The following is a 23,568-nucleotide window of genomic DNA, read 5'->3' on the forward strand; positions in this document are numbered from 1 at the left end:
ATATCGGCGAAGGCTGCGGCCTGTCGCGCGTTGGCTGGATCGGCCTCATCCTCGGATGAGGCGAAATGCGACATCACAAGACCGATGCCTGCGGCCGTGATCGTGCCTGAGCGCTCACGCGCGAGGTTCAAGCCTTCGCCGGCCCAGAGCCCGAGCCGGTTCATCGCGGTGTCGACATGCAGTGCCGCCGACCTGACCGCGGCTCCGCCCTGGCGGAAAGCGGCCCATTCGAGCAGTTCTTCATGCGAACCGAGCACCGGTGACAGGCCGTGCAGGGCAAAGTGGCCGCAGGTTTCCGGCAAGAGGCCGTTCAGCACATAGATCGCCGCGTCCGGATCCACGGCTCGTGCCCGAATGCCCTCGGACAGATGGGCGACGAAGAACGTCCGGCAGCCGGCCTTGGCGAGAGCTGTGACCGCTGGCTCGATGCCGATGCCATAGGCGTCGGCCTTGACCACGGCGCTGGTCTCGGCCCCGCTGGCACGCTGTCCGAGCGCACGCCAATTCGCTACCAGCGCCCCGAGATCGATCGTCAGTGTCGCGCCGGCCATGCCGGCATCCGGGGTATCGAAGGCGGTCATATCTGTTCCGGCAAATGGGCTTCTTCGGCGCGGTCGGAGAAGCGTGTGACGTCGGCATCGAACTGCAGGGCGATGGTGCCGGTCGGGCCGTGACGCTGTTTGCCGATGATCAACTCGGCGAGACCATGGGCCACCTCCATCTCGTTGAGCCAGGTCGCATGTTCCGGCGTGCCGGCACGCGGTTCCTTGCCCTTGAGGTAATATTCCTCGCGATAGACGAACATCACGACGTCAGCGTCCTGCTCGATCGAGCCCGATTCGCGCAGGTCCGAGAGCTGGGGCCGCTTGTCGTCGCGGTTCTCGACCTGGCGCGAGAGCTGCGAGAGCGCGATGATCGGTACCGAGAGTTCCTTGGCCAGCGCCTTCAGGCTGGTCGTGATCTCGGTCAGTTCCTGCACGCGGTTCTCGCCCTTCTTGGCCGAGCCCGAGAGCAGCTGGAGGTAGTCGATGAAGAGAGCATCGAGCCCCTTCTGGCGCTTCAGCCGTCGCGCGCGCGCCATCAGCTGGGCGATCGAGAGGCCACCGGTCTGGTCGATATAGAGCGGCAGTTTCTCGATCTGGTTTGCGACATCGGCCAGCCGCGCGAAATCGCCTTCGGAGATGCGGCCCTGCCTGATCTTGTATGACGAGATGCCCGATTGTTCGGCGACGATACGGGTCGCGAGCTGGTCGGCCGACATTTCGAGTGAGAAGAAGGCGACGATACCGCCGTCGACGGATTTGAGCGAACCGTCATCCTGTCGCTCGCCGCGCCAGGCCTTGGCGATGTTGAACGCGATATTGGTCGCAAGCGAGGTCTTGCCCATGGCCGGGCGACCGGCCAGCACGATCAGGTCCGAGCGCTGCAGGCCGCCCATGCGCGCGTCGAGATCGCGGAGGCCGGACGAGATGCCTGAGAGACCGCCGGCGCGCTGGTAGGCGCTCGCCGCCATGTCGATCGCGAGGCGAAGCGCGCCATCGAATTTCTGGAACCCGCCCTCGTAGCGGCCCTTCTCGGCCAGTTCATAGAGCCGACGCTCGGCTTCCTCGATCTGCTCGCGAGGCGCCATCTCGACCGGTGCGTCATAGGCGACGTTGACCAGATCCTCACCGACGCCAATGAGCAGGCGCCGGATGGCGAGTTCGTAGATGGTGCGCCCGTAATCCTGCGCGTTGATGATGGTCGTGGCCTCGGCCGCGAGGCGCGCGAGATATTGCGAGGCCGTGATGCCGCCAAGATCGATCTCGGCGAGAAATGTCTTCAACGTGATCGGCGTCGCGATCTTGCCCGCTCGGATCAAACTCGCGGTCAACTCGAAGATGCGCTGGTGGATCGGCTCGAAGAAATGGTCCTGCAGCAGGAAGTCCGAGACGCGGTAGAACGCGTCGTTATTGACCAGGATTGCACCCAGCAGCGCCTGCTCAGCCTCGATATTATGGGGCTGGACGCGATACTCCGCCTCTTGACTGTCGAGACGGGCAACGAGGGCGGTGGCAGTGGCCATGATCTGCGGGCAAGCTCGGCTGAGATGAGTCGGATAAACTGTACTCTAGCACCCTGACGCCCGATGCCAGCAGGCAATGCGGCTTCCTCCCGATCTTCACACCCCTCCAACGAAAAGGGCGCCGTGTTGCCACGGCGCCCTTGACTCATGGTTAGACGAGGTCGTCTCAGCGATCGTCGTTGTCGCCGGCCTCGGCCAGTGCCGCGCCGACCTCGAGACCGAGATCGTCGAGATCGAACTCCTCGCGAGCCGTGACGTTCTCACCCCGGACCTGGCGCTCGGCCTCTTCAGCGGAACGGGCGATGTTGATGGTGACGGTGACCGAAACCTCAGGATGCAGCACGACCGGAACGGTGTGCAGACCGAGCGTCTTGATCGGCGCGTTCAGGGTGATCTGGCTACGGTCGACGCTGAAGCCGTCCGCGGTCAGGGCCTCGGCGATGTCGCGGGTCGAGACCGAACCGTAGAGCACGCCGGACTCGCCCGACTGACGCAGCATCACGACCGAGTGGCCGTTCAGCGTCTCGGCGACCGAATCGGCCTCCTTCTTGAGCTCGAGATTGCGGGTCTCGAGCTGGGCGCGCTGCGTCTCGAAGCGCTTCCTGTTCTCTTCGGTGGCGCGCAGCGCCTTGCCGCGGGGCAGCAGGAAATTACGGCCGAAGCCGTCACGCACGCGGACGACTTCGCCCATCTGGCCGAGCTTGGCGACGCGTTCGAGCAGGATCACTTCCATTGGTCTTCTCCTTCTTGTGTTTGATGTCAGGCGTTAGGCATGGGTGGAACGGTGGGTGGGGCCTTTCGGCGCCCCAGCAGAGAATCGACGATGCCGRCAAGCGACAGCAGCGGTGTCAGCAGGGCCTGCATGATGACGAGCGCGAGATAGACCGAGATCAGCGCCGGCCCGCGCCAGGCTTTGCCGCGCGTCAGATCGTGGATGGTGGCCAGCCCGCTGAACATGAAGGCAGCGAGCAGTGCGCCGGTCATCGCAGCTCCGGCGACGCCGATGAAACCGCCGAGCGTGCCTATCGCCATTGCCAGGCCAAGCAGGATCAGCGCCTGGCGGGGAACCGTCGTTGCCGGAATGAAAGGCCACGGGCGCGGCAGCCGGCCGGAGACCTGCACTGCCTTGGCCGCAAGCCAGAGATTGGCGACGATCGTCGTGACGAAGGACGCGCCGATCCCGACGGGGACCGCGGGCGCGAGCGTCAGCGCAAGCTCGGAAACCTTCACATCTGCTGGCAAGGCGATGAGGCGGCTGCGCACCATCTCGGAGAGCAGGTTCTCGATGACGCGTGCGATCACCGTGCGATAGGTGTCGTAGTCCGTGGTCATCACGAGAGCGCTGCCAACGGTTGTCAGCGCGGCTATTGCGGCGATCCAGACCAGAAGATGACCKAGCGGATACCACTCGGCACCGCCCGTGCCGTCATGACGGGCAAGAAGCGCGAGGTAGGCAATCCACCAGGCTGGCAGCGCGACGATCAGCGCATAATTCAGCCCGCCGGCAAAGCTGAGCGCGATCATGCCGGCGATCGCGCCGGCTGCGGTCGCAACAAGCCCGGCGCGATGATTCCAGCCGAGTGCCGCGATGAAGATCGGAAGAGGGGCTGCGGAATACAGCAGAATAGCCAGCGGCGATCCGGTGATCACCACTGCGAAAAGAAGGGCCGAGACAAGGCCCGCACCGATGCCGACGATCGGAAGCATTCTTCGTCCTGCTGTCCCGCTGCTCGAAAATGGCAGGGTGAGAGGCATCTTGCCTCAACATACCCGGCGGGATTTCACCGCTGGGCGACTAGGGGTTCGGCCATCGCCGGTGCAAGGCACCGGCGATGGGTCGCAATCCGCTTAGCGGATGACGTAGGGCAGCAGGCCCAGGAAGCGGGCGCGCTTGATCGCCTGGGCGAGCTCACGCTGCTTCTTGGCCGAAACGGCCGTGATACGCGACGGCACGATCTTGCCGCGCTCGGAGATGTAGCGCGAAAGCAGGCGCACATCCTTGTAGTCGATCTTCGGAGCGCCTTCGCCCGAGAACGGGCAGGACTTGCGGCGGCGGAAGAAGGGGCGGCGGGCGCCGGCGGAAGCGGTCGACATGGCTTAGGCCTCCGTGCCGGTGGTTTCGGTGGTCTCGTCTTCGCGACGCGGACGGTCACGGCGCGGGCCGCGATCGAAACGGTCGCCGCCACGCTCGAAGCGGTCACCGCCGCGCTCGCCGCGGTCGTCACGATCGCGCTTCTGCAGCATGGCCGACTGGCCTTCCTCGAGCTCCTCGACGCGGATCGTCAGGAAGCGCAGGACGTCTTCGTTGATGCGCATCTGGCGCTCCATCTCCAGCACGGCGGCGGAGGGAGCGTCGATGTTCAGCAGCGAGTAATGAGCCTTGCGGTTCTTGCGGATGCGATACCCGAGCGACTTCACGCCCCAGTACTCGGTCTTGGTGACCGAGCCGCCATTCGCCTCGATGATGCCCTTGAACTGTTCGACAAGAGCTTCGACTTGCTGCGCGCTGACATCCTGCCGCGCGAGCAGCACATGCTCGTACAATGCCATTATGGCCTTCCTTTGTTTTACCCTGTTTCGCTCGGCGCGGAGCCCTCCGAGCCCTGGATAAGGCCCGACAGGATTTCATCGAAGGCGGAGACACGGGATGGCGGTTCGAGAGCCGAACCTGCGGATGCTTGATAAGCGCCCGCCATCCGTTCAGCCTCCGGCCGAACAAACAGGAGGCGGCTGATACAGCGTCGTGGCCATTTCCGCAAGCCAAATCACTGCACAGGTGGCCGCGAATTCTCCAGCAAAGCTTGACTTGGCCTCCCAAGCAATGTGAGAGCGCCGTCGCGATGACTAATTTATGAACATCGGGATTTTCTCAGCATGACAACCGCGTTCATCTTTCCCGGCCAGGGCTCTCAGGCCGTCGGCATGGGCAAGACCTTGGCCGACGCCTTTCCGGTGGCCAGGGCAGTCTTTGCCGAGGTCGACGACGCCCTGTCGCAGAAGCTTTCGGCGATCATGTGGGATGGTCCTGCTGAGGAGTTGACGCTGACCGCCAATGCTCAGCCTGCCCTGATGGCTGTGAGTCTTGCCGTGATCCGCGTCCTTGAGGCGGAGGCGGGCCTGTCGCTGCAGCGCGATGCGGCCTTCGTGGCCGGCCACTCGCTCGGCGAGTATTCTGCGCTGGCGGCTGCCGGCAGCTTCTCGATTGCGGATGCTGCGCGCTTGTTGCGGATTCGCGGCGACGCCATGCAGAAGGCTGTGCCGGCAGGCGAGGGGGCGATGGCAGCGCTGCTCGGGGTCGAGCTCGAACAGGCGCGCGAGATTGCCAGGGATGCAGCGCAAGGCGAGGCCTGCGAAGCTGCCAATGACAATGGTGGCGGACAGGTCGTTCTCTCCGGCAGCAAGGCGGCGATCGAGCGGGCTATTGCGCTCTCCGGGCAGCGCGGCGTCAAGCGCGCCCTGCCACTACCGGTATCAGCGCCCTTCCATTGCGCGCTGATGCAACCTGCCGCCGATGCTATGCGCGAGGCCCTGGCAAGGGTCGCTCTGGCGGCGCCGGTTGTTCCGGTGATGGCCAATGTCGGAGCTGCTCCGCTGAGCGACCCKGATGCGATCCGCGCGTCGCTGGTGGCGCAGGTGACGGGAACCGTGCGCTGGCGCGAATGCGTGCAGGCTATGGCCGATGCCGGCGTGACCCGTTTCGTCGAGGCAGGCAGCGGTAAGGTGCTGGCCGGCTTGGTCAAGCGTATCGCAGCCGGCACGAGTGCGGTTTCGCTCGGCGCCGCCGACGATATCCGCAATTACAGTGCCCAGAACGGGTGAGCCGGCAGGATGCCGGGTCGAAATAAAGAGGAGGCAGCATGTTTGACCTGACGGGGAAGAAAGCCCTGGTCACCGGCGCGACCGGAGGGCTGGGCGGCGCGATCGCCCGCACGCTCCACGGCCTCGGTGCCAGCGTCGCTCTGTCCGGCACGCGGGTCGAGGCGCTCGAGGCTCTCGCAGCCGAGCTTGGCGAGCGCGTCGTGATTGCGCCCTGCAACCTGTCGGACAAGGATTCGGTCGAGGCGCTCGTCCCGACTGCTGAGGAGAAGCTCGGGGGGCTCGATATCCTCGTCAACAATGCTGGCGTGACGCGCGACAATCTTTTCCTCCGCCTCAAGGACGAGGACTGGGACAGCGTGATCGCCGTCAATCTGACCKCAGCATTCCGGCTGTCGCGGGCGGCCGTGAAGACGATGATGCGCCGCCGCTATGGCCGCATCGTTTCGATCGGTTCGGTCGTCGGCGTCACCGGCAATCCCGGGCAGGGCAATTACGCCGCCTCGAAAGCCGGGCTGATCGGGATGTCCAAGGCGCTGGCGGCGGAAGTCGCCAGCCGCAACATCACGGTGAATGTCGTTGCACCGGGCTTCATCGAGTCGCCGATGACGCAGGCGCTCAACGACAAGCAGCGCGAAGGCATCCTCGCCGACGTGCCGATGGGCCGATTGGGTGTGGGTGACGATGTTGCTGCAGCTGTCGCTTATCTCGCCAGCAACGAGGCCGCTTACGTGACCGGGCAGACGCTTCACGTCAACGGTGGAATGGCAATGATTTGAAGGTCTTGAGAAGGTTCTTTGTAACCTTCCCAGATCGGTTTGCGGCTCTCGTCAGCTATCGACGAGTGTGTTAACTAGCGCCGTCGCGCTGCAGCGCGCGTGCTCGGGGGGACTTGACGCGAACCCTGTTGTTGCGTTTGTGCAGCCTTAAGAGTTCCGCCCCGGCGGCATTCCGGAAGGGGTGCCGGGTGGCGGGAGCGGTTCCCTACACGCATCGCGATCCAGCGATGCGTTTCAAGCTTTGAGGAAAAGATCCATGAGCGATGTCGCCGAGCGCGTGRAGAAGATCGTGATCGAGCATCTCGGCGTCGAACCCGAGAAGGTCGTCGAAGGCGCCAACTTCATTGAAGATCTGGGTGCCGACAGCCTCGATACGGTCGAGCTCGTGATGGCTTTCGAGGAAGAGTTCGGCGTCGAGATTCCGGACGATGCTGCCGAGACGATCGTCACGGTCGGCGACGCCGTCAAGTTCCTCTCGAAGAGCGCCTGATCGGCCTCTGGCCGTTACTGCATCATGAGCCCACGCAGCTACACCATGCGACGTGTCGTGGTGACCGGGCTTGGCATGGTGACGCCGCTTGCATGCGGCGTCGAGCCGACCTGGTCACGTCTGATCTCCGGCGCCAGCGGCGCCGGTCCGATCACGAGCTTCGACGCGAGCGACCTTCCCGCCCAGATCGCCTGCAATATTTCGCGCGGCGATGGTTCCGACGGCACCTTCAATCCTGACGATTGGATGGAGCCGAAGGAACAGCGGAAGGTCGATGATTTCATCGTCTTCGCAATGGCGGCTGCGACGCAGGCGCTCAATGATGCCGGGTGGAAACCCGAAAGCTATGAGGACCAGATCGCGACCGGTGTCGCGATCGGGTCCGGCATTGGTGGGCTCGGCGGCATCTATGAAGCGTCGATCCTGCTCAAGGAGCGCGGCCCGCGCCGCCTCTCGCCTTTCTTCATTCCMGGCCGGTTGAGCAATCTCGCCGCCGGCTATGTTTCGATCACGCACGGCCTCAAGGGGCCGAATCACGCAGTGGTCACGGCTTGCTCGACCGGCGCTCATGCCATTGGCGATGCCTCGCGGATGATCGCTCTCGGCGATGCCAAGGTGATGGTCGCGGGTGGCACCGAATCGGCGATCAACCGCATCGGCATTGCCGGGTTCTGCGCGTGTCGCGCGCTGTCCACTGGCTTCAACGACACGCCTGAGAAAGCCTCGCGTCCCTATGACAAGGATCGCGACGGCTTCGTCATGGGCGAGGGGGCAGGGGTCGTCGTTCTCGAGKATCTCGAGCATGCCAAGGCGCGCGGTGCGCGCATCTATGCCGAAATCGTCGGGTACGGCATGTCGGGTGATGCTTATCATATCACCTCGCCGGCCGAGGATGGCGACGGTGCCTATCGTTGCATGTCGGCGGCGCTCGATCGTGCCGGGGTCACGGCGGGTGATCTCGACTACATCAACGCGCATGGCACCTCGACCCAGCTCGGCGACGAAATCGAGCTGCGGGCAGTCGAGCGGCTGCTCGCCAACGCTCCGCGGAAGCCCGCCATGTCCTCGACCAAGTCGGCGACGGGACACCTGCTCGGCGCGGCAGGCGCGATCGAGGCGATCTTCACGGTCCTCGCGATTCGCGACCAGATCGCACCGCCGACGATCAATCTCGACAACCCATCCGTCGAGACCGATCTGGACCTGGTGCCGAATGTCGCGAAGAAGCGCAGCATCGAGATCGCTCTCTCCAATTCCTTCGGGTTTGGCGGGACGAACGCCTCGCTGGTGATCCGGCGTTTCGTCGACTGACGCACCGGCCGATGAGGCTCAGCGCGCTTTCGCCATAATTTCTGCTAGTCTGTCACCGGATTTCGGGACAGGCTCGAAATGCGTCGCATCGCCAGGGCATTGCGGCGAACCTCACGACACCAGAACGCGAGCGCCAGCACTGTGAACACTTCGCCCCGCGTCGCCCCGAAGAGCCCGAGCGAGGCGTTGAAGCCGGTGGCGCCGCCTGCTCCGCCGCCGAAKGCGCGTCGCAGGAGGCGCAATCCCTTCATCGGCATGCTCAGCGGGTTGTTCACGACTGCGCTCGTCTTGGCCGGCGTCGTCGGTGCTGGAATCGCTGTGGTCGGCAGCCAGGGTAAGGCGCCAGGGCCGCTCGCGAGCGACCGTGTGCTGATCATTCCCAAAGAAAGCGGCCTCACCGAAATTGCCGAGCTCCTTCAGCGCGAGGGATTGATCGAGCATCCCTGGACCTTCAAGGTTTCGGCGCTGATCTCCGGCAATTGGACCAAGCTCAAGGCGGGTGAGTATCTGTTCAAGGCTCGCGCCAGCCAGCAGGACATTCTCGACATCATTGCCGAGGGCAAGGCGGTCGAGCATTCGATCACCGTGCCGGAAGGTCTGACCAGCGAACAGATCATCGCGCGGTTGCGCGACAATGATCTCCTCACGGGCGACGTCATTCAGGTGCCTCGCGAGGGGACCATCCTKCCCGACACTTTCAAGTTTCCACGCGGGTTCACACGGCAGGCGATCGTCGACCGGATGACGCGCGATCAACGCCGTATCCTCAACGATGTCTGGAGTCGCCGCCCTGCCGACCTGCCGATCAAGACGCCGCAGGAGTTGGTGATCCTGGCTTCGATCGTCGAGAAGGAAACCGGCCGCGCCGACGAGCGCCCGCGCGTTGCCGGTGTCTTCATCAACCGTCTGAACCGCAAGATGAAGCTGCAATCCGACCCGACGATCGTCTACGGGCTCGTCGGCGGCAAGGGCACGCTCGGCCGCGCGATCCAGCGTAACGAGATTACCCAGGCGACGCCCTACAATACCTATGTCATCGACGGACTGCCGCCGGGCCCGATCGCCAACCCGGGCCGTGCCGCAATGGAGGCCGTGGTCAACCATTCCAGGACCAAGGAGCTCTACTTCGTGGCTGATGGCAGTGGTGGGCACGCCTTCGCCGAGACCTTGGAGCAGCATAACCGCAATGTCGCCCGCTGGCGGCAGGTCGAGTCGCAGCGGCGCGAGGCTGGCAAGCCCTCGCCGGATTCGAATGTCGACAAGGTGGAACCGCCGCCCTCGCCGGATAATCGCACCGAAGCGCCTGGGGCCTCGCGAGCGGCCGATGCGACGTCCGGGGACAGCGAGACGGTGGGGGGCAGCCGGCGTGCGTCGGCGGATGGTCCGGCGGGAACGCGCGCGCGCGCCTTCGATGCGTCGGAAGGGACGAACCGCGATCCGCTGCTGAACCGAAGCTACGATCTCAACTCGTMGAAGCAGGTTCCAGCACTGCGCCCCTGAGCGGCTCTGGCGAGTATGGGCAGTCACGCCCGATTTCTCCCCATCTTCGCGCTTCTATGTGTGCAGCGCGACTTGCGAGCGGTGTTTCGCCTCAYTACGGTCCCGCCGCATCAGATACAGCGTCGAGCGGTGATCCTGCGCATTGTGATCGCACGGTGAGCCGTCGGGGGGAGTTTCAGCGTCCATGGCGATCGAGAGCATGACCGGCTTTGCCCGCGCAGCCGGCACCGCAGGTCTTCATGCCTGGGCATGGGAAATCCGCAGTGTCAATGCGCGCGGCCTCGATGTGCGCGTCCGGGTACCTTCCGGGTTCGAAGCCCTGGCCGAGGCGGCGCGCAAGCGCCTCGGCGCCGCCTTTTCTCGCGGTACATTGCACGTGAATCTCTCGATCAACAGCGATGCCCGGCCGGCGAAGCCTCGTATCAACGAGGCGGTGCTTGCGGGCCTGCTGGAATCCGTCGCGAGGCTGCCCGCCTCCGACAGCATCCGTCCGGCGTCCTTTGACGCGCTGCTTGGGATTCGCGGCGTGGTMGAGATTGCCGACGAGGACGAGGATATCCTGGCGCAGCTCGAGGCCCCCTTGCTTGCTGGCCTGGACGCGGTGGTCCTGGGTCTCAAGGAGGCGCGCTCCGCCGAGGGGAGAGCGCTTGAATCCGTTCTCACAGGCCACCTTGCCAGCATTGGCCGTCTGACCGATGAGGCGGAGCAGCATCCCGGGCGGAGTGTGGAAGCGATCCGCGCACGGCTCGCGACGCAGGTGCAGGCCCTGCTCGATGCCAGCCCGGCACTCGATCCGCAGCGCCTGCATCAGGAGGCCGCGCTGCTAGCGGTCAAAGCCGATATCCGCGAGGAGATCGACCGGCTGCATGCTCATGTTGCCGCGTTGCGGGGCTTGTTCGATCAGGGCGGGCCGATCGGCCGGAAGCTCGACTTTCTTGCGCAGGAATTCGGGCGAGAATCCTCGACGCTTTGCGCCAAGGCCGGTGATGCCGGGTTGTYGCGCATCGGGCTCGAGCTGCGGACGGTCGTCGACCAGATGCGCGAACAGGTTCAGAATGTGGAGTGACGGCTGATGGCCGATCTGGTGCGCCCGGCCCGTCGTKGCCTGATGTTGATCCTGTCCTCTCCCTCGGKAGCGGGCAAATCGACCCTGACGCGAACGCTGTCGCAGAAGGAAACCAATCTCGATCTATCGGTCTCGGTCACGACCCGGCTCAAGCGCCCCTCCGAGATTCATGGCGTCCATTATCACTTCATCGACCGCCCTGCCTTCGAGACGTTGCGCGAGCGCGATGATCTGCTCGAATGGGCCGAGGTCCATGGCAATGGCTACGGGACCCCGCGCAAGCCCGTCGAGGATGCACTGAAGGCCGGCCGCGATGTGCTCTTCGACATCGACTATCAGGGCACGCAGCAGATCCTCGAAAAGGCGCGCGAGGATGTCGTCGCCATCTTCATCCTGCCGCCATCCATGGCGGAACTGCGCTCTCGGCTCGTGCGTCGCGCCGAGGATGCGCCTGAGGTCATCGCCAAGCGACTCGACAACGCCCGCGACGAGATCGCTCGTTGGAGCGTCTACGACTACGTCATCATCAATGACGATCTCGGTGCTGCCTATGAATCGGTCCGCGCGATCCTCACCGCCGAACGCCTGAAGCGTTCGCGCGCGATTGGTATGAGTGAATTTGTCGCCGGGCTCCTCAGCGAAGCAATCGCGTAGGGTGCGCCGCTATCCGGCCTTCAGCCCAGCCAGGGCGTTGGCGAGGCGCACGAATCCTGAAACGGGCACTTCCTCTGCGCGCGCCGTTGGCGACAGGCCGGCGGCCTCGATCATCGGCTGCGGATCAGGCGTCACGGCCTTGAGGCTCTGGCGCAGCATTTTCCGGCGCTGGCCGAAAGCAGCCAGCGTGACACGCTCCAGCAATCTCTGTTCGCAGGGCTCCGGCCTCAGTCGCGGCACGAGTTGAACGATAGAGGACGTGATTTTCGGCGGCGGCACGAAAGCGGACCTGGGCACGTCGAACAGGATCTTGGTTTCGCAACGCCAGTTCGCGAGAACGGCCAGCCTGCCATAATCGGCGCGCTGCTCCGGGGTTGCAACGATGCGCTCGGCCACCTCGCGCTGGAACATCAGCGTGAGCGAGTTCCACCAGGAGGGCCAGGGTTCCTGGCTGAGCCAGCCAACGAGCAACGGCGTGCCGATATTATAGGGCAGGTTGGCGATGATCCGGGCGGGCGAGCCGCCAAGATGAGAGGAGAGGTCGACGGCAAGCGCATCGCCGTCAATCACCTCAAGCCGTCCCGGGTAATGTGCGGCGATCTCGGCCAATGCCGGCAGGCAACGTCGATCACGCTCGACCGCGATGACACGTCCAGCCCCGTTAGCGAGCAAAGCACGCGTCAGTCCACCTGGGCCAGGGCCGATCTCGACCACAGTCTCGCCATCGAGTGGCCCGGCGGCGCGGGCGATCCTGCTTGTCAGGTTGAGATCGAACAGGAAGTTCTGGCCCAGCGACTTCTGCGCCATCAGGCCGTGGCGTTCGACCACCTCGCGCAGCGGCGGCAGCGTGTCGATCTGACTCATGGCAGGCGGCTTTCGGAATGGGCCGCCATGCGGGCTGCCAGCCGCAGCGCGGCGCAAAGGCTGTCGGGGCGGGCAATGCCGCGGCCTGCAATGTCGAAGGCCGTTCCGTGATCCGGTGAGGTACGGATGAAGGGCAGGCCAAGTGTCACGTTGACGCCCTCGTCGAAGGCAATCGTCTTGATCGGGATCAGTGCCTGATCGTGATACATCGCCAGTGCCGCATCGTACCCGGCACGGGCGCGGGAATGGAACATCGTGTCGGCAGGATAAGGACCGCTTGCGTCGATTCCCAACGCCTTGAGCTGCGCGACGGCTGGCGCCACCACCGCAGCATCCTCCTCGCCCAGCGCTCCACCTTCTCCCGCATGCGGATTCAGCCCGCTCAGTGCGATCCGTGGCTGCGGAATTCCGAAGCGGGAGGCCAGTTCGCGAGCGACAATTCGCCCCGTCTCGACAATCAGATCCGTCGTCAGCAGCGATGGTACTGCACTGAGCGGCACGTGGATCGTTACCGGAACAACCGCCAGATCTTCGCACCAKAGCATCATCACGGGGTGGGGCGTCCTGCCTCCATCCGCCGCAAGATGCGCCAGATATTCCGTATGGCCGGGATGCCTGAAACCGGCGGCGTAAAGAACGCTTTTGGCAATGGGATTGGTGACCAGCGCGGCCGCATGTCCTTCGCGCACCGCGGCGACGGCGCGATCGATCGCCTCGATAGTCCCCGCAGCCGTGGCCGGATCAGGATGTCCGGATACCACGATCGCGGTCTTCTCAAGCGCAATGACGGGCAGGGCCTGTTCGAAAAGCGCCTCTGCCTCATGCCAGGCGCAGCCAACGATGGGCACATCGAGGCCCAGCCGTCGTGACAGGCTTTCCAAAAGACCGGGGTCGGCAATRCAAGCAAACGGCGGAAGAGCTGCGGGCTCCCGCAGCACCCAGGCTTTCAAGGCCAGCTCAGGGCCGATCCCTGCCGGATCACCTTGCGTGAGAGCGAGCAGTCGCGGTGACACGTTCTTCTCCACCCGCACCGGCTCGCTCGCAGTAATCCTGATTCTACCCTCAGCGAGCGGCGACGCCGTCGCCTGTCGAGCCCTGGCCCAGGTTCTGCGAGTAGCTGATCTCGCCCAAGGTGCGCAGTTCGAGCTTGAACATCACCGTCCGCGTATCCTTCGTGGCGCCGGACTGCCGGTCGGCATAGGACTGCGAATAGGAGATGTCGAACACGGTGCATTCGTCGGTGTAGTTGATGCCGAAGCTCATCGAGGCGGGCTGGAACGGGCCCGTCTTGGGATAGGTGAGTGCCGCAAGGGCTACGGGATCGAGTTGGGCTGCCACGAAGGCATCACGATACCGCTCGCGGTCGAACTTGTACTTGTCGAGGTCGAACAGGACCCCGGCGCGGACGCGCCAGTATTGCGCGATCCCGAGCGAGCCGTTCAGGCCGAGACCCTCGCGCCGCCGCGGAATGCCCAACTCGGGCTGGGGCTCATAGCGGCCATAGGTCACGGAGGTCGATACCACGCCATTGCTGTAGGTGGCGCCTGCATCGATCCGCTGCGCCTCGAACGTCGATTCGTCCAGCCGCGCCGCGCCGGACAGGAAGAAGTTCTTGAACGGCGAGATTTGCGCGCGGGTGACGAAATCGGACCGCGTCGTTTCGAGACCTGAATCCAGGCCGGTATTGACCAGGTCGGCTTGTGCGAAGGAATTGCGCCCGGCGAGATTGAAGGACTGGCCGACAAGGAAATTGGCGTAGGCCTCCTTGCCGAAACGGCCTGTGTAGAGCGCGCCGACATTCGCTCGCGTGCCACCCTCGACCCGATCATAGCCGGAGAACTTGCCGCTCCACTCGAACAGGTTGGTGTCGTCGAAGACGAGGCTTTGCGCATCTTCGTTGGCGACCCGCAAGACATTCGTCTCGTTCGGACGTGCAACGAACTGGGCGACTGGCTCGATGATATGCGTGCCCCACGAGGTCTTGGCCACGAAGGGGTAGCGGTACATCAGGCCGACCGCCGGCATGACGCGCCCGAAGACATCGTCGGATGTGTTGAAGATCGAGGAAACGTTGGCGTTGGAAAAGCCGGTCGTCGACGGATTGACCGAGAAGATATCCGCGCGAACCGACGCATACGGCGTCCAGACCTGGCCGAGCGAATCGATGAAATTGCGCCGCCAGGACACTTCCGCTGTTGCGCGCGCCACCGAACCGCCGATGCCGCGCACCAGGCACTGGTCTTTCTGGTAGACCGCGCAGCCATCATAGAGCGGGTTCGGCGTCGTGATCAGGAAGTTCTTCTGGGCCGGAATCTGCTGGAAGGCAGCGGCGTCCCGCGTGAGGCTTGTGACGTTCACATTGAACGCCAGTTCACCGCCAATGACGTCCGGCTTGTGCACCCGCTTGTTGTAGTCGAATACCGGCAGGACGAGCGGCTGCTGCTTCTGCCAATCGGACGACGTCAGGGGTTGGAAATAATAGCCACGCAGGTCGAACCAGGCATTCGGGCTCTGGCCGTTGAGATAGCCCGTAGAGATCGATTCCTGCAGGTAGGTCGTCGAGCTGATGCTCTCGCTTCGGATGCGATAGTTCTTCCAGAACCAGCGGTCCGTCGACATCGCGACGTCCCAGCCGTAGGTCCAGCGCGGATTCAAATAGAATTTGCCAGTGGTTTCCAGCGAGCCGCGGAAATCGCTGTCGCGCGCGCCGTACGGCGTCGGCTGGAACGCATCCGGCTCCGCCTGGAAGATGCCGGCTGCACGGATGTTATAGGACCCGTTGACGAGCCGGTGACGCCACTCGGCCTGGCCAAGGAATCCCTGCCGCGAGAGATAGGTTGGCGTGACTGTGAGATCRTAGTTCGGGGCGAGGTTGAAGAAATAGGGCAGGCCAACACCGAAGCCGAGCGCGCTGGTGTTGATGAAGGCCGGCGACAGGAAGCCGCTCTTGCGCTTCACCGTCGAGTCCGGGCCCGACATGTACGGGATATAGGCGATCGGAACCCCGGCGAATTCCAGCCGGGACGATTCGTAATAGATCGTCTGCTCGGACTTCTTATGGATAATCCGCGCCGAGCGGACCTGCCAGAGCGGCGGCTTTTCGGGCTTGTCCTTGCAGGGCTCGCAAGCGGTGTAGATGCCCTTCTCAAAGACGAAGGTCTCGCCGTCCGTACGTTCAGCCCGCGGAGCGGTAAACCGCGTCTTGTCCGGGTTCACGACGCGCAGCGAATCAATGAAGCCGTCGCGGAAATCGTCCGTCAGATTGAAGCGGTCGCCGGTGATGACGGTACCGTTCGATTCGGTGATCCGGGCATTGCCGCTGGCGATGACGCGCTTGCTGGCGCGGTCATAGGTGACCTTGTCGGCTTCGATCGTACGGCCCTGATAGAGAATCTGGACGTCGCCGACAGCCGAGACGCTGTTGTTCTTGTTGTCGTAGACCAACTCGCGCGCGTCGACGACCATGCGTTCCTGCGGCTTCGCCGGAGCTTGCGCGAAAGYGCTCCCTCCTGCCGTCAGGCAATAGGCCAAACTCGAGGCGAGGGCGGTCGCCGCGGCAAAACGAGCCATGCGTCTCACGCCAGAGGCCATATGCTCAATCCAAAATTAACCATAGGCACAGTACTAGTTACCCGTCTTCCTGGTGAAGGAGAGCGAGCGCCCCAAGCATCGTCCCCACAACCGCCGGCAACCACGCGGCCACCATGGGATTGACGATCCCTGATGCCCCGAGCTCTTCCGACAGCTGCGTCGCGACATAGAGCACGAACCCGGCCGCCACGCCACCTATCACCAATCTCGTAACACCACCAAATCTGAAAAATCTTAAGGAAACGGATGCCGCCACCAGGATCATGGCAACGAGCAGAAGCGGCCGCGCCTTGAGCGACTGGTAGCGCAGCTCGTAGCGCGTGGAATCAAGGCCGGCCTTCTGCGTCCGTTCGATCACTGTCGGCATCGACCAGAACCCAACAGCGTCGGGCGGGGTGAAACTTTGCCGCACCTGGTCGGGCTCCAGAGTCGTCGCGAGCAGATAGGTCGTGTAGCTCTGTGGCTCTTCCGTGGCAGACACGACGCGTGCATCGGTCAATTCCCAATAGCCGCGATGCAGGATCRCTTCCCTTGCCTCCACGCGCTCGTTGAAGCCGCCATTCGCATCGAAGCTAAAGACAGCGACCTGGGAGAGGCCTGACGCGTCCGGCAAGGCTGCCGCAGCGCGAATAATCGCCTGCCCGTCGACGCTGCGCTGGCGAATCCAGATTTCCTGCGCTCCGGACGCCTGGGTACTCCTCGCGAAGAGCCTGGCTTCGAGGGCCGTCGCGCTGCGCTTCAGTTCGGCTGCGAGCGGGTTGTAGATCATGATCGAGACAAAGCCGATCACTGCTGCGACCAATGCGGCCGGCTGCAGGAATTGCCAGGCCGAGACGCCCACGGAGCGGGCCACCACGAGCTCAAGCTTCCGGCTTAGCGTCAGCAGTGCGAACATGCCACCGAACAGCACGGCAAAGGGAAAGATCTGCTCCGCCACCGCAGGCGCGCGAAACAGCGCGAGCCTGATGATTTGCGGCGTCGTCGCGAGCGGCGAATCGCCGGCACGGCGCATCAGCTCGACGAAATCGAGCGTCAGGATCAGAAAGAAGAAGGTGCTGAACACGCTGATGATGGCGCGTGTGAAGCGCTTCGTCAGGTATCGGCCGAAGGTCGAGACAAGCAGCATCAGGCGCGACGCAGGCGAGAGGGCAGGGCGGATAGCGACAGGATGATCGGCTCGAACAGCTTGTTGAGCCGCGGCCTCAGCGACGCGCCAAACATGATAAGGGCCGTAGAGCAGATGATTGTGACCAGGGGCAGAAGGTAGAGCAGGACGACTGCAAAACCCGATCTGACGCTGGCGGTCCACGCGGCGTAGGCGCCGATGCGGACCGCACCGACAATCAAAATCGCTGCCTGGATCGCGACATTGCGGCCCTGACGCGTCGTACGCGCTTCGCCGAGGGCGGCGAAGGCGACGAGCATGAACGCGATCGGGTAGAGCGGCGCCGAAAGACGATTGTGCAGTTCGGCGCGGAACCGCCCGGCCTGCAGCTTGTAATAGGCTTCATTGGGGTCCTGTCGCAGCAAGGCCCAGGTCGTGCGTTCGCGTGGCTTGTAGATCACCCTGTCGCCATTGCCTTCGCCATCGCCGCCTGTCGACTCGCCCGATAGAGCCGACAGGTTGAGCGCGTAGCGCTCGAAGGAGATGATCGAAGTCGACTCCTTGTTCTTGGCTTCGCGCTGGATGGTACCCTTCTCCAGCATCAGGAAGCTGTTGCCGTCCGATTCCACTGTCCGGCCGCGCTCGGCGATGTAGACGGAGGGTTGGCTGGGGTCGCGGCGGTCCTGCATAAAGATGCCGAGCAGCGCGTCACCCGAACGCTCGCGGTAGTGAAACGTCACTCCGGAATCGAGTGAGACGAACTGGCCTTCCTTCACGACATTGGCGACGAAATCGGCCCTGATCAGCGTGATCAGGTCCCGCAACGCCCGGAACCCCGACGGCATGACCGAAATCGCCATCCAGCCGACAAKGAGGGAGGTCGCCAGCGTCAGCACGATGAACGGGCGGGTCAGCCGGTAKGGCGCGACTCCGGCCGCATTCATGACGATCAACTCCGAATCGCCGTTCAGCCGGTTCAGCGTGTAGAGCGTCGACATGAACAGCGCGACCGGTGCGATGCCCGCGATCAGCGCCGGCAACGAAAGCAGTGTCACCGTGAAGAAGATGTAGATGGTCTGGCCCTTGCCGGTGATCAGGTCGACCTCACGCAGGGCCTGCGTCACCCAGATCACGCTGGTCAGCCCGATCAGAAGTACGATCGCTGCGACCGCGGCGATCTTCAGGATGTAGCGGTCGAGACGGAGAAGACGCACGCGTTAGCTTCCGGTGAAACCGAGGGCAGTTCGAGGCTCCCCTTGGACGGTTCGCCAAACACTCCCTATGGTATAGCCACGATCATGGCGCAAACGGGAATCGTTCGCATCATGTTCACGACCTTCCTGAAGAGCCCTATTCCCGCCAATTGTGAGCAGCTTATGTCGCAGCGCCTGAAGCTTGAGGTCAAAGCCCTGAACACCATCGGCGGGCAGGACCTCGTCATTTTCGTGTCGGACAAGCTGACCCCGGCGAAGCTTGCCGAGGATTGGCTCGGAGAGGGCGCTCATGCACTGCTCGCCAGGGCTGCGGCAGCCGACAAGTTCAAGGGCAAGGTGTTTTCCGGGATGACGTTGCTGGCGCCGGACGGGGCCGGGTATGAGCGGCTGGTCGTCATCGGGGTCGGACCTGATGCAGATCACGATAAGCTCGATTTCGCCAAGCTTGGCGGGGCTGTTGCGGGCAAGCTTGGCAGTGGCCGCTCGGCCGATGTGATCATCGCTCTGCCTGACGTTGAAATCAGTGCCGAGCAAGCAGCCGCGGTCGCTCTCGGGTTGCGGCTCCGGGCCTATGTCTTCGACCGTTACAAAACCAAGACCCGCGAAGCCGACGATGCCGATCCGATCACCGTGACGCTGCGCACCCCCGACCCTGCCGCTCTCAAGAAGGCCCTCAAGGCCTGCGAAGCTGTCGCCGGCGGCGTCGAGATTGCTCGCGATCTCGTGAACGAGCCGCCGAATGTGCTCTATCCCGAAGAATTCGCCGAACGCGCCGCCAAACTTGAGAAGATTGGTGTCGAGGTCGAGATTCTCGATGAGAAGCAACTCAAGAAGATCGGCATGCGGGCCTTGCTTGGCGTTGGCCAGGGGTCGCGCCGGGAGAGCCGCGTCGTCGTCATGCGCTGGAATGGCGCCAAACCCGGAGTTCGGCCCGTCGCCTTCGTCGGCAAGGGCGTCACGTTCGACACTGGCGGCATCTCGCTGAAGCCGGGCACCGGGATGGAGGACATGAAGGGGGACATGGCCGGAGCCGCCTGCGTCACCGGACTGATGCATGCGCTCGCAGCGCGCAAGGCCAAGGTCAATGCGATTGGCGTGATTGGGCTGGTCGAGAACATGCCGGATGGCAACGCCCAACGCCCCGGTGACATCGTCACCTCGCTTTCAGGGCAGACCATCGAGATCATCAATACCGACGCAGAGGGGCGGCTCGTCCTCGCCGATGTGCTCTGGTACACGCAGGACAAGTACAAGCCGCGCTTCATGATCAACCTGGCAACCCTGACAGGAGCGATTTTGGTAGCGCTCGCGCAGGAGAATGCCGGGCTGTTCTCGAATGATGACGAGTTGTGCGAGCGACTGGCAGTCGCTGGCAAGGCCACCGGCGAAACCGTCTGGCGCATGCCGCTTGGCGCAGCCTACGACAAGATGATCGATTCAAAGTTCGCGGACATGAAGAACTCGGCCGGGCGTTATGGCGGTTCGATCACTGCTGCGCAGTTCCTGCAGCGGCATGTCAATGAAACGCCCTGGGCGCATCTCGACATCGCCGGCACCGGCATGGGCTCGCCAAACAGCGAGACCAATCGCTCCTGGGGCTCGGGCTGGGGCGTGCGCCTCCTCGACCGGCTCGTCGCGAATCATTACGAGTCCTGATTCACTCGAAACATTGTTTCGCAATGCTCTGATAAGAAAGGGCTTTCATGACGGAAGTCCTGTTCTTCCATCTTCAGTCGCGTCCGCTGGAGCAGGTTCTCCCGACCATCCTCGATCGGGCGCTGTCGCGCGGCCAGAAGGTGGTCATCGAGGTCTCCAGTTCCGAGCGGGCGAGCGTGCTGGACGATCATCTGTGGACCTACGCGGATGACAGCTTCCTGCCGCATGTCATGGCGAGCGAGCCGGATGCACCGACCAATCCGGTAGTGCTGACGACACAGGCCCATAATCCCAACGCGGCCCAGGTTAGAATCTGCGCTGACGGCATCCGTATTCCCGACGCATTGCAGGACTACGAGCGCGTCGTCCTCATCTTCGACGGCGACGACCCCGACGCGCTTGCGGCTGCGCGCGAGGATTGGAAGGCAGTTCGCGCCACAGGCGCGACGGCCAGCTACTGGCAGCAGGACGAAACCGGTCGCTGGGAGAAAAAAGCGTGAGAGTGCCTGTTCTGTTCGTGTGCGCTGTGGCTCTGGGCGGATGTTCCGTCGATATTGGCGGTTTCTCCTTCACTCAGGATTCCAGCGGTACGCGAACCAGCAGCGCTTCAGCCCGCGCATCCACTCAGGAAGCCATGCTGACCGCCGATGGCGGTTGCGAGGCGGAGGTTTCGCTCGATCCGTCGACGCGTCCACTGCCAAGGGAGATCGCGCTGGGCGTGACCGAATGCGAACTCGTGAAATTGAAGGGGGGCCGGCCGACCGATGTCCTCATCGGTGAGAGCGGCAAGGGCCAGCGCGAGGTGCAGGTGCTCTATTCCGAGCCCGGCGGCCGCGAGATCTATATGTTCACCGACAACCGCCTCAGCCGAATCGTAAAGCCGGGACAAGGGGAGGGCTGAAGCATCGGCCCGAACAGTGGATTGCGGTGTTCGAGCAAGCCGATTCCACCACAGGAGCTTAGATCATCGGACCGGATACGCGATCCGATCGGATGATCTACGCATCGGACGATAGTTCGGATTTCGCCCGAGCCTATCGTCTGGGCCGCTTCAGGCGTTCTCGAGTTCCTCGCTCAGTCCGAGCCATTCTTCCTCCGCGGCCGTCAGTGCCTCCGACAATTCCGCACGCTGGCGCGAGAGCTGCAGGGCTTTTTCCGGATCGCGGGCGAATGCTGCACCGTTGCCTAGCACGCCATCGACCTTCTCGATCAATCCGGTCAGCTTGGCGATCCGTGCCTCGGCCAGGTTGAGCTTCTGACGCAGCGGCCCTTGGGCCACACGCTTGACGGCTGCGCCCTTGCGTTCTTCGGCCTTGCTGTTGGTATTCGCCGTCTCTGCGGGCTTCTCGCGACGGGCTGCCTTGGCGCCTCCGAGGACGAAGGCGCGATAATCCTCCATGTCGCCGTCAAAATTCTTCACCGTGCCGTCGCCGACGAGCCAGAGCCGGTCAGCGCAGGCTTCGATCAGGAAGCGGTCGTGGCTGACCAGGATGACAGCGCCGGGATAGTCGTTGATAGCCTTGACCAAGGCGGTGCGACTGTCGATGTCGAGATGGTTCGTCGGTTCGTCCAGGATGAGCAGATGCGGGCCACCGAAGGCCGCGATTCCGAGCATCAGCCGCGCCTTTTCGCCGCCGGACAGGTTCTTGACCGGTGTATCCGCCTTGCTGGCGGGAAAGCCGATCTGAGCCGCTTTCGAGCGCACCTTGGCTTCCGGCGCATCAGGCATCAGGTCGCGCAGATGCGCGACCGGCGTTTCCTCCATCCGCAGCTCGTCGAGCTGATGCTGGGCGAAATAGGCGGTCTGAAGCTTCGACGAACGTCGCAGATCGCCTGACAGGGGTGGGAGCCGCCCGCCGATCAGCTTGCAGAAGGTCGATTTGCCGTTGCCGTTCGAGCCAAGCAGCGCAATCCGATCGTCCGGCAGCAAAGTGAGGTCGAGCCGCGACAGCACCTTGCGCTCGCCATAGCCGGCGCTGACATCATCCAGCACCACCATGGGTGGCGAGAGCGGCCGCTCCGGCCCCGGAAGGCTGAATGGCTGCACGTCACGGTCGACGATGGTCGCGATCGATTCCATCTTCTCCAGCCGCTTGACGCGCGATTGCGCCTGGCGCGCCTTCGAGGCCTTGGCCTTGAAGCGATCGACGAAGGCCTGGAGATGCTTACGCTCGGCGTCCTGCTTCTCGCGCTGCTTCGCGAGCAGCATCTGCTTCTCGGCACGCTGGCGTTCGAACGAGGAATAGCCGCCGCGATAGATGGTGAGTTTGCCCTGATCGAGATGCAGGATGTGATCGACACAGGTGTCGAGCAGTTCGCGGTCGTGGCTCACCACCAGGACKGTGTGCGGATAGCGCTCCAGATAGTCGTAGAGCCAGAGCGTGCCTTCGAGATCGAGATAATTGGTCGGCTCGTCGAGCAGCAGCAGATCCGGTTCGGCGAAGAGCACGGCAGCGAGAGCAACGCGCATGCGCCAGCCGCCCGAATAATCGGAGCAGGGGCGTTGCTGCGCGGCCTCATCGAAGCCGAGCCCGTGCAGGACGGTCGCCGCCCGGGCCGGGGCGGCATGCGCGCCGATATCGGCGAGCCGGGTCTCGATCTCGGCGATGCGCAGCGGGTCGGTCGCGGTTTCGGCTTCCTTCATCAGGGCCGCGCGCTCGGTGTCGGCTGCGAGCACGACCTCGATCAACGATTCCGGGCCACCGGGGGCTTCCTGGGCGACGCCACCGATCCGCATGCCCCTCKGCACGCTGACCGAACCGCCCTCAGGCGAGAGATCGCCGGTAATGATCCGGAAGAGCGTGGTCTTGCCGGTGCCGTTGCGACCGACGAGGCCGACGCGTGATCCGTCCGGCAGGGCCGCACTGGCCCGGTCCAGGAGCAGCCGTTCGCCGAGCCTGTAGGTGATATCGTTGAGCGTGAGCATGGCGCGGATTTAGGGCCTGGAGCCATGGCAAGCAATGGTTAACGCTGCGGGCTAACGCGATCGAAAGACCAATCATGTTTTTGACATGAAGCAGCCACGGCTCCGCCGGAGCTGCCCTTCAGCCATGGGATTGCGTCTATATCCATGATTCGCAAAGAGAAACCGATGCATCTCAGCCCCCGGCATATGGTTCAGCGGCGCTTCTCCACGACCGCAGCTGCCCTGGCGATCGTCTCTCTGATCCTGGGCAGCGCCGGTGCGCTGAGCGCGCTTCTGGTCGATCGTCGCACCGAGCCGTCCGTGACCTGGCAGTCCGTGCCGCAGCAGGATGCCGGGACKACGTCGTTCAGATAGAGCCGGTTCGCTGCCGCGCTTGCCGCAAGGATGCCCCGAGGGTAACGCTGTCCCATGAGCAGAACCGCTTTCTATCCTGGATCCTTCGACCCGATCACCAATGGCCATGCCGATGTGATCGCTGGTGCTTGCCGGCTATGCGACAGGCTGGTGCTCGCTATTGGGGTCCACCCGGGC

Annotated in this window: 25 protein-coding genes; 12 read left to right on the forward strand and 13 right to left on the reverse strand. The window is 63.7% G+C overall.

The window, feature by feature from the left end:
* The 6 genes from AC1DJT_RS16155 to rpsF form a co-directional block, all read right to left on the reverse strand.
* The coding region (locus AC1DJT_RS16155) for an alanine racemase (RefSeq protein ID WP_476834421.1) at positions 1-581 on the reverse strand (581 nt) is incomplete at its 3' end.
* Positions 578-2,065, reverse strand: a complete 1,488-nt coding sequence (locus AC1DJT_RS16160; protein WP_069880684.1) for a replicative DNA helicase — start codon at positions 2,063-2,065, stop codon at positions 578-580. The genes AC1DJT_RS16160 and AC1DJT_RS16155, both read right to left, overlap by 4 nt.
* Before the next feature lie 166 nt (positions 2,066-2,231).
* Entirely contained in the window at positions 2,232-2,798 is a 567-nt protein-coding gene (gene rplI, locus AC1DJT_RS16165; protein WP_441491852.1) for a 50S ribosomal protein L9, read from the reverse strand.
* A gap of 26 nt (positions 2,799-2,824) precedes the next feature.
* Positions 2,825-3,772 carry a DUF2232 domain-containing protein gene (locus AC1DJT_RS16170; RefSeq protein WP_476834422.1) on the reverse strand — a complete coding sequence of 316 codons (948 nt, stop codon included), beginning with the start codon at positions 3,770-3,772 and terminating at the stop codon, positions 2,825-2,827.
* Positions 3,773-3,913: 141 nt separating this feature from the next.
* A complete protein-coding gene (rpsR, locus tag AC1DJT_RS16175) occupies positions 3,914-4,159 on the reverse strand; it encodes a 30S ribosomal protein S18 (protein WP_038367644.1) in 246 nt (81 codons plus the stop codon).
* Between the two features lie 3 nt (positions 4,160-4,162).
* Positions 4,163-4,615, reverse strand: a complete 453-nt coding sequence (rpsF, locus tag AC1DJT_RS16180) for a 30S ribosomal protein S6 (RefSeq protein ID WP_113518472.1) — start codon at positions 4,613-4,615, stop codon at positions 4,163-4,165.
* A gap of 324 nt (positions 4,616-4,939) precedes the next feature.
* On the opposite strand from rpsF, the gene fabD reads away from it, so the two are divergent.
* The 4 genes from fabD (at position 4,940) to fabF (ending at position 8,461) form a co-directional block, all read left to right on the forward strand.
* Entirely contained in the window at positions 4,940-5,884 is a 945-nt protein-coding gene (gene fabD / locus AC1DJT_RS16185; protein WP_441505520.1) for an ACP S-malonyltransferase, read from the forward strand.
* A gap of 38 nt (positions 5,885-5,922) precedes the next feature.
* On the forward strand, positions 5,923-6,660 hold the full coding sequence (fabG, locus tag AC1DJT_RS16190) for a 3-oxoacyl-[acyl-carrier-protein] reductase (RefSeq protein WP_476834423.1): 738 nt from the start codon (positions 5,923-5,925) through the stop codon (positions 6,658-6,660).
* Between the two features lie 256 nt (positions 6,661-6,916).
* The gene (locus AC1DJT_RS16195; RefSeq protein ID WP_476834424.1) at positions 6,917-7,150 is read left to right on the forward strand and encodes an acyl carrier protein; all 234 of its coding nucleotides are present in this window, start codon (positions 6,917-6,919) and stop codon (positions 7,148-7,150) included.
* A gap of 45 nt (positions 7,151-7,195) precedes the next feature.
* On the forward strand, positions 7,196-8,461 hold the full coding sequence (gene fabF / locus AC1DJT_RS16200) for a beta-ketoacyl-ACP synthase II (protein ID WP_476834432.1): 1,266 nt from the start codon (positions 7,196-7,198) through the stop codon (positions 8,459-8,461).
* Positions 8,462-8,505: 44 nt separating this feature from the next.
* Here fabF and AC1DJT_RS16205 read toward each other — a convergent pair whose 3' ends face one another.
* Positions 8,506-8,736 carry a hypothetical protein gene (locus AC1DJT_RS16205; RefSeq protein ID WP_441491848.1) on the reverse strand — a complete coding sequence of 77 codons (231 nt, stop codon included), beginning with the start codon at positions 8,734-8,736 and terminating at the stop codon, positions 8,506-8,508.
* Between AC1DJT_RS16205 and mltG the strand changes: the two genes are divergently transcribed.
* The 3 genes from mltG (at position 8,729) to gmk (ending at position 11,681) form a co-directional block, all read left to right on the forward strand.
* Positions 8,729-9,961, forward strand: a complete 1,233-nt coding sequence (gene mltG / locus AC1DJT_RS16210; protein WP_476834425.1) for an endolytic transglycosylase MltG — start codon at positions 8,729-8,731, stop codon at positions 9,959-9,961. The genes AC1DJT_RS16205 and mltG overlap by 8 nt on opposite strands.
* 184 nt (positions 9,962-10,145) lie before the next feature.
* Entirely contained in the window at positions 10,146-11,027 is an 882-nt protein-coding gene (locus AC1DJT_RS16215) for a YicC/YloC family endoribonuclease (protein ID WP_476834426.1), read from the forward strand.
* A 6-nt stretch (positions 11,028-11,033) separates the two neighbouring features.
* Entirely contained in the window at positions 11,034-11,681 is a 648-nt protein-coding gene (gene gmk / locus AC1DJT_RS16220) for a guanylate kinase (RefSeq protein ID WP_476834427.1), read from the forward strand.
* Between the two features lie 9 nt (positions 11,682-11,690).
* On the opposite strand, the gene rsmA is transcribed toward gmk, so the two are convergent.
* The 5 genes from rsmA to lptF are packed head-to-tail and all read right to left on the reverse strand — an operon-like array spanning position 11,691 to position 18,455.
* Positions 11,691-12,545, reverse strand: coding sequence for a 16S rRNA (adenine(1518)-N(6)/adenine(1519)-N(6))-dimethyltransferase RsmA (gene rsmA, locus AC1DJT_RS16225; protein WP_441505523.1), 855 nt, complete (start codon positions 12,543-12,545; stop codon positions 11,691-11,693).
* Entirely contained in the window at positions 12,542-13,558 is a 1,017-nt protein-coding gene (gene pdxA, locus AC1DJT_RS16230; protein WP_441505524.1) for a 4-hydroxythreonine-4-phosphate dehydrogenase PdxA, read from the reverse strand. The genes rsmA and pdxA overlap by 4 nt, the downstream gene beginning before the upstream one ends.
* A 49-nt stretch (positions 13,559-13,607) precedes the next feature.
* Positions 13,608-16,115 carry an LPS-assembly protein LptD gene (locus tag AC1DJT_RS16235; protein WP_476834428.1) on the reverse strand — a complete coding sequence of 836 codons (2,508 nt, stop codon included), beginning with the start codon at positions 16,113-16,115 and terminating at the stop codon, positions 13,608-13,610.
* A 58-nt stretch (positions 16,116-16,173) separates the two neighbouring features.
* Positions 16,174-17,262: an LPS export ABC transporter permease LptG gene (lptG, locus tag AC1DJT_RS16240; protein WP_476834429.1), complete on the reverse strand. Its 1,089-nt coding sequence runs from the start codon at positions 17,260-17,262 to the stop codon at positions 16,174-16,176.
* Positions 17,262-18,455: an LPS export ABC transporter permease LptF gene (gene lptF, locus AC1DJT_RS16245; protein ID WP_476834430.1), complete on the reverse strand. Its 1,194-nt coding sequence runs from the start codon at positions 18,453-18,455 to the stop codon at positions 17,262-17,264. Before lptF ends, lptG begins: the two co-directional genes overlap by 1 nt.
* Positions 18,456-18,617: 162 nt before the next feature.
* Between lptF and AC1DJT_RS16250 the strand changes: the two genes are divergently transcribed.
* From AC1DJT_RS16250 to AC1DJT_RS16260, 3 genes are all read left to right on the forward strand, one after another.
* Positions 18,618-20,111: a leucyl aminopeptidase gene (locus tag AC1DJT_RS16250; protein ID WP_476834433.1), complete on the forward strand. Its 1,494-nt coding sequence runs from the start codon at positions 18,618-18,620 to the stop codon at positions 20,109-20,111.
* A 47-nt stretch (positions 20,112-20,158) separates the two neighbouring features.
* Positions 20,159-20,611, forward strand: coding sequence for a DNA polymerase III subunit chi (locus AC1DJT_RS16255; protein ID WP_441505525.1), 453 nt, complete (start codon positions 20,159-20,161; stop codon positions 20,609-20,611).
* A 134-nt stretch (positions 20,612-20,745) separates the two neighbouring features.
* Entirely contained in the window at positions 20,746-21,012 is a 267-nt protein-coding gene (locus AC1DJT_RS16260; RefSeq protein ID WP_441505526.1) for a hypothetical protein, read from the forward strand.
* A gap of 150 nt (positions 21,013-21,162) precedes the next feature.
* Here AC1DJT_RS16260 and AC1DJT_RS16265 read toward each other — a convergent pair whose 3' ends face one another.
* A complete protein-coding gene (locus tag AC1DJT_RS16265) occupies positions 21,163-23,037 on the reverse strand; it encodes an ABC-F family ATP-binding cassette domain-containing protein (RefSeq protein WP_476834431.1) in 1,875 nt (624 codons plus the stop codon).
* Positions 23,038-23,202: 165 nt separating this feature from the next.
* Here AC1DJT_RS16265 and AC1DJT_RS16270 point away from each other — a divergent pair, with 165 nt between their 5' ends.
* Positions 23,203-23,391 (forward strand): hypothetical protein, encoded by a 189-nt coding sequence (locus tag AC1DJT_RS16270; RefSeq protein WP_441505527.1) that lies wholly within the window; start codon positions 23,203-23,205, stop codon positions 23,389-23,391.
* Between the two features lie 54 nt (positions 23,392-23,445).
* Positions 23,446-23,568 (forward strand): adenylyltransferase/cytidyltransferase family protein (locus tag AC1DJT_RS16275; protein WP_476834434.1); only part of this gene is annotated, 123 nt, incomplete at its 3' end.

The sequence above is a fragment of the Allobosea sp. 05T422_2 genome, from assembly GCF_056396265.1.

Bases quoted from the DNA above. Each gene is read 5' to 3' on its own strand.
- rsmA (WP_441505523.1), bottom strand. From the start codon at position 12,545: ATGAGTCAGATCGACACGCTGCCGCCGCTGCGCGAGGTGGTCGAACGC.
- AC1DJT_RS16255 (WP_441505525.1), top strand. From the start codon at position 20,159: ATGACGGAAGTCCTGTTCTTCCATCTTCAGTCGCGTCCGCTGGAGCAG.
- AC1DJT_RS16250 (WP_476834433.1), top strand. From the start codon at position 18,618: ATGTCGCAGCGCCTGAAGCTTGAGGTCAAAGCCCTGAACACCATCGGC.
- AC1DJT_RS16160 (WP_069880684.1), bottom strand. From the start codon at position 2,065: ATGGCCACTGCCACCGCCCTCGTTGCCCGTCTCGACAGTCAAGAGGCG.
- AC1DJT_RS16260 (WP_441505526.1), top strand. From the start codon at position 20,746: ATGCTGACCGCCGATGGCGGTTGCGAGGCGGAGGTTTCGCTCGATCCG.
- rpsF (WP_113518472.1), bottom strand. From the start codon at position 4,615: ATGGCATTGTACGAGCATGTGCTGCTCGCGCGGCAGGATGTCAGCGCG.
- rplI (WP_441491852.1), bottom strand. From the start codon at position 2,798: ATGGAAGTGATCCTGCTCGAACGCGTCGCCAAGCTCGGCCAGATGGGC.
- rpsR (WP_038367644.1), bottom strand. From the start codon at position 4,159: ATGTCGACCGCTTCCGCCGGCGCCCGCCGCCCCTTCTTCCGCCGCCGC.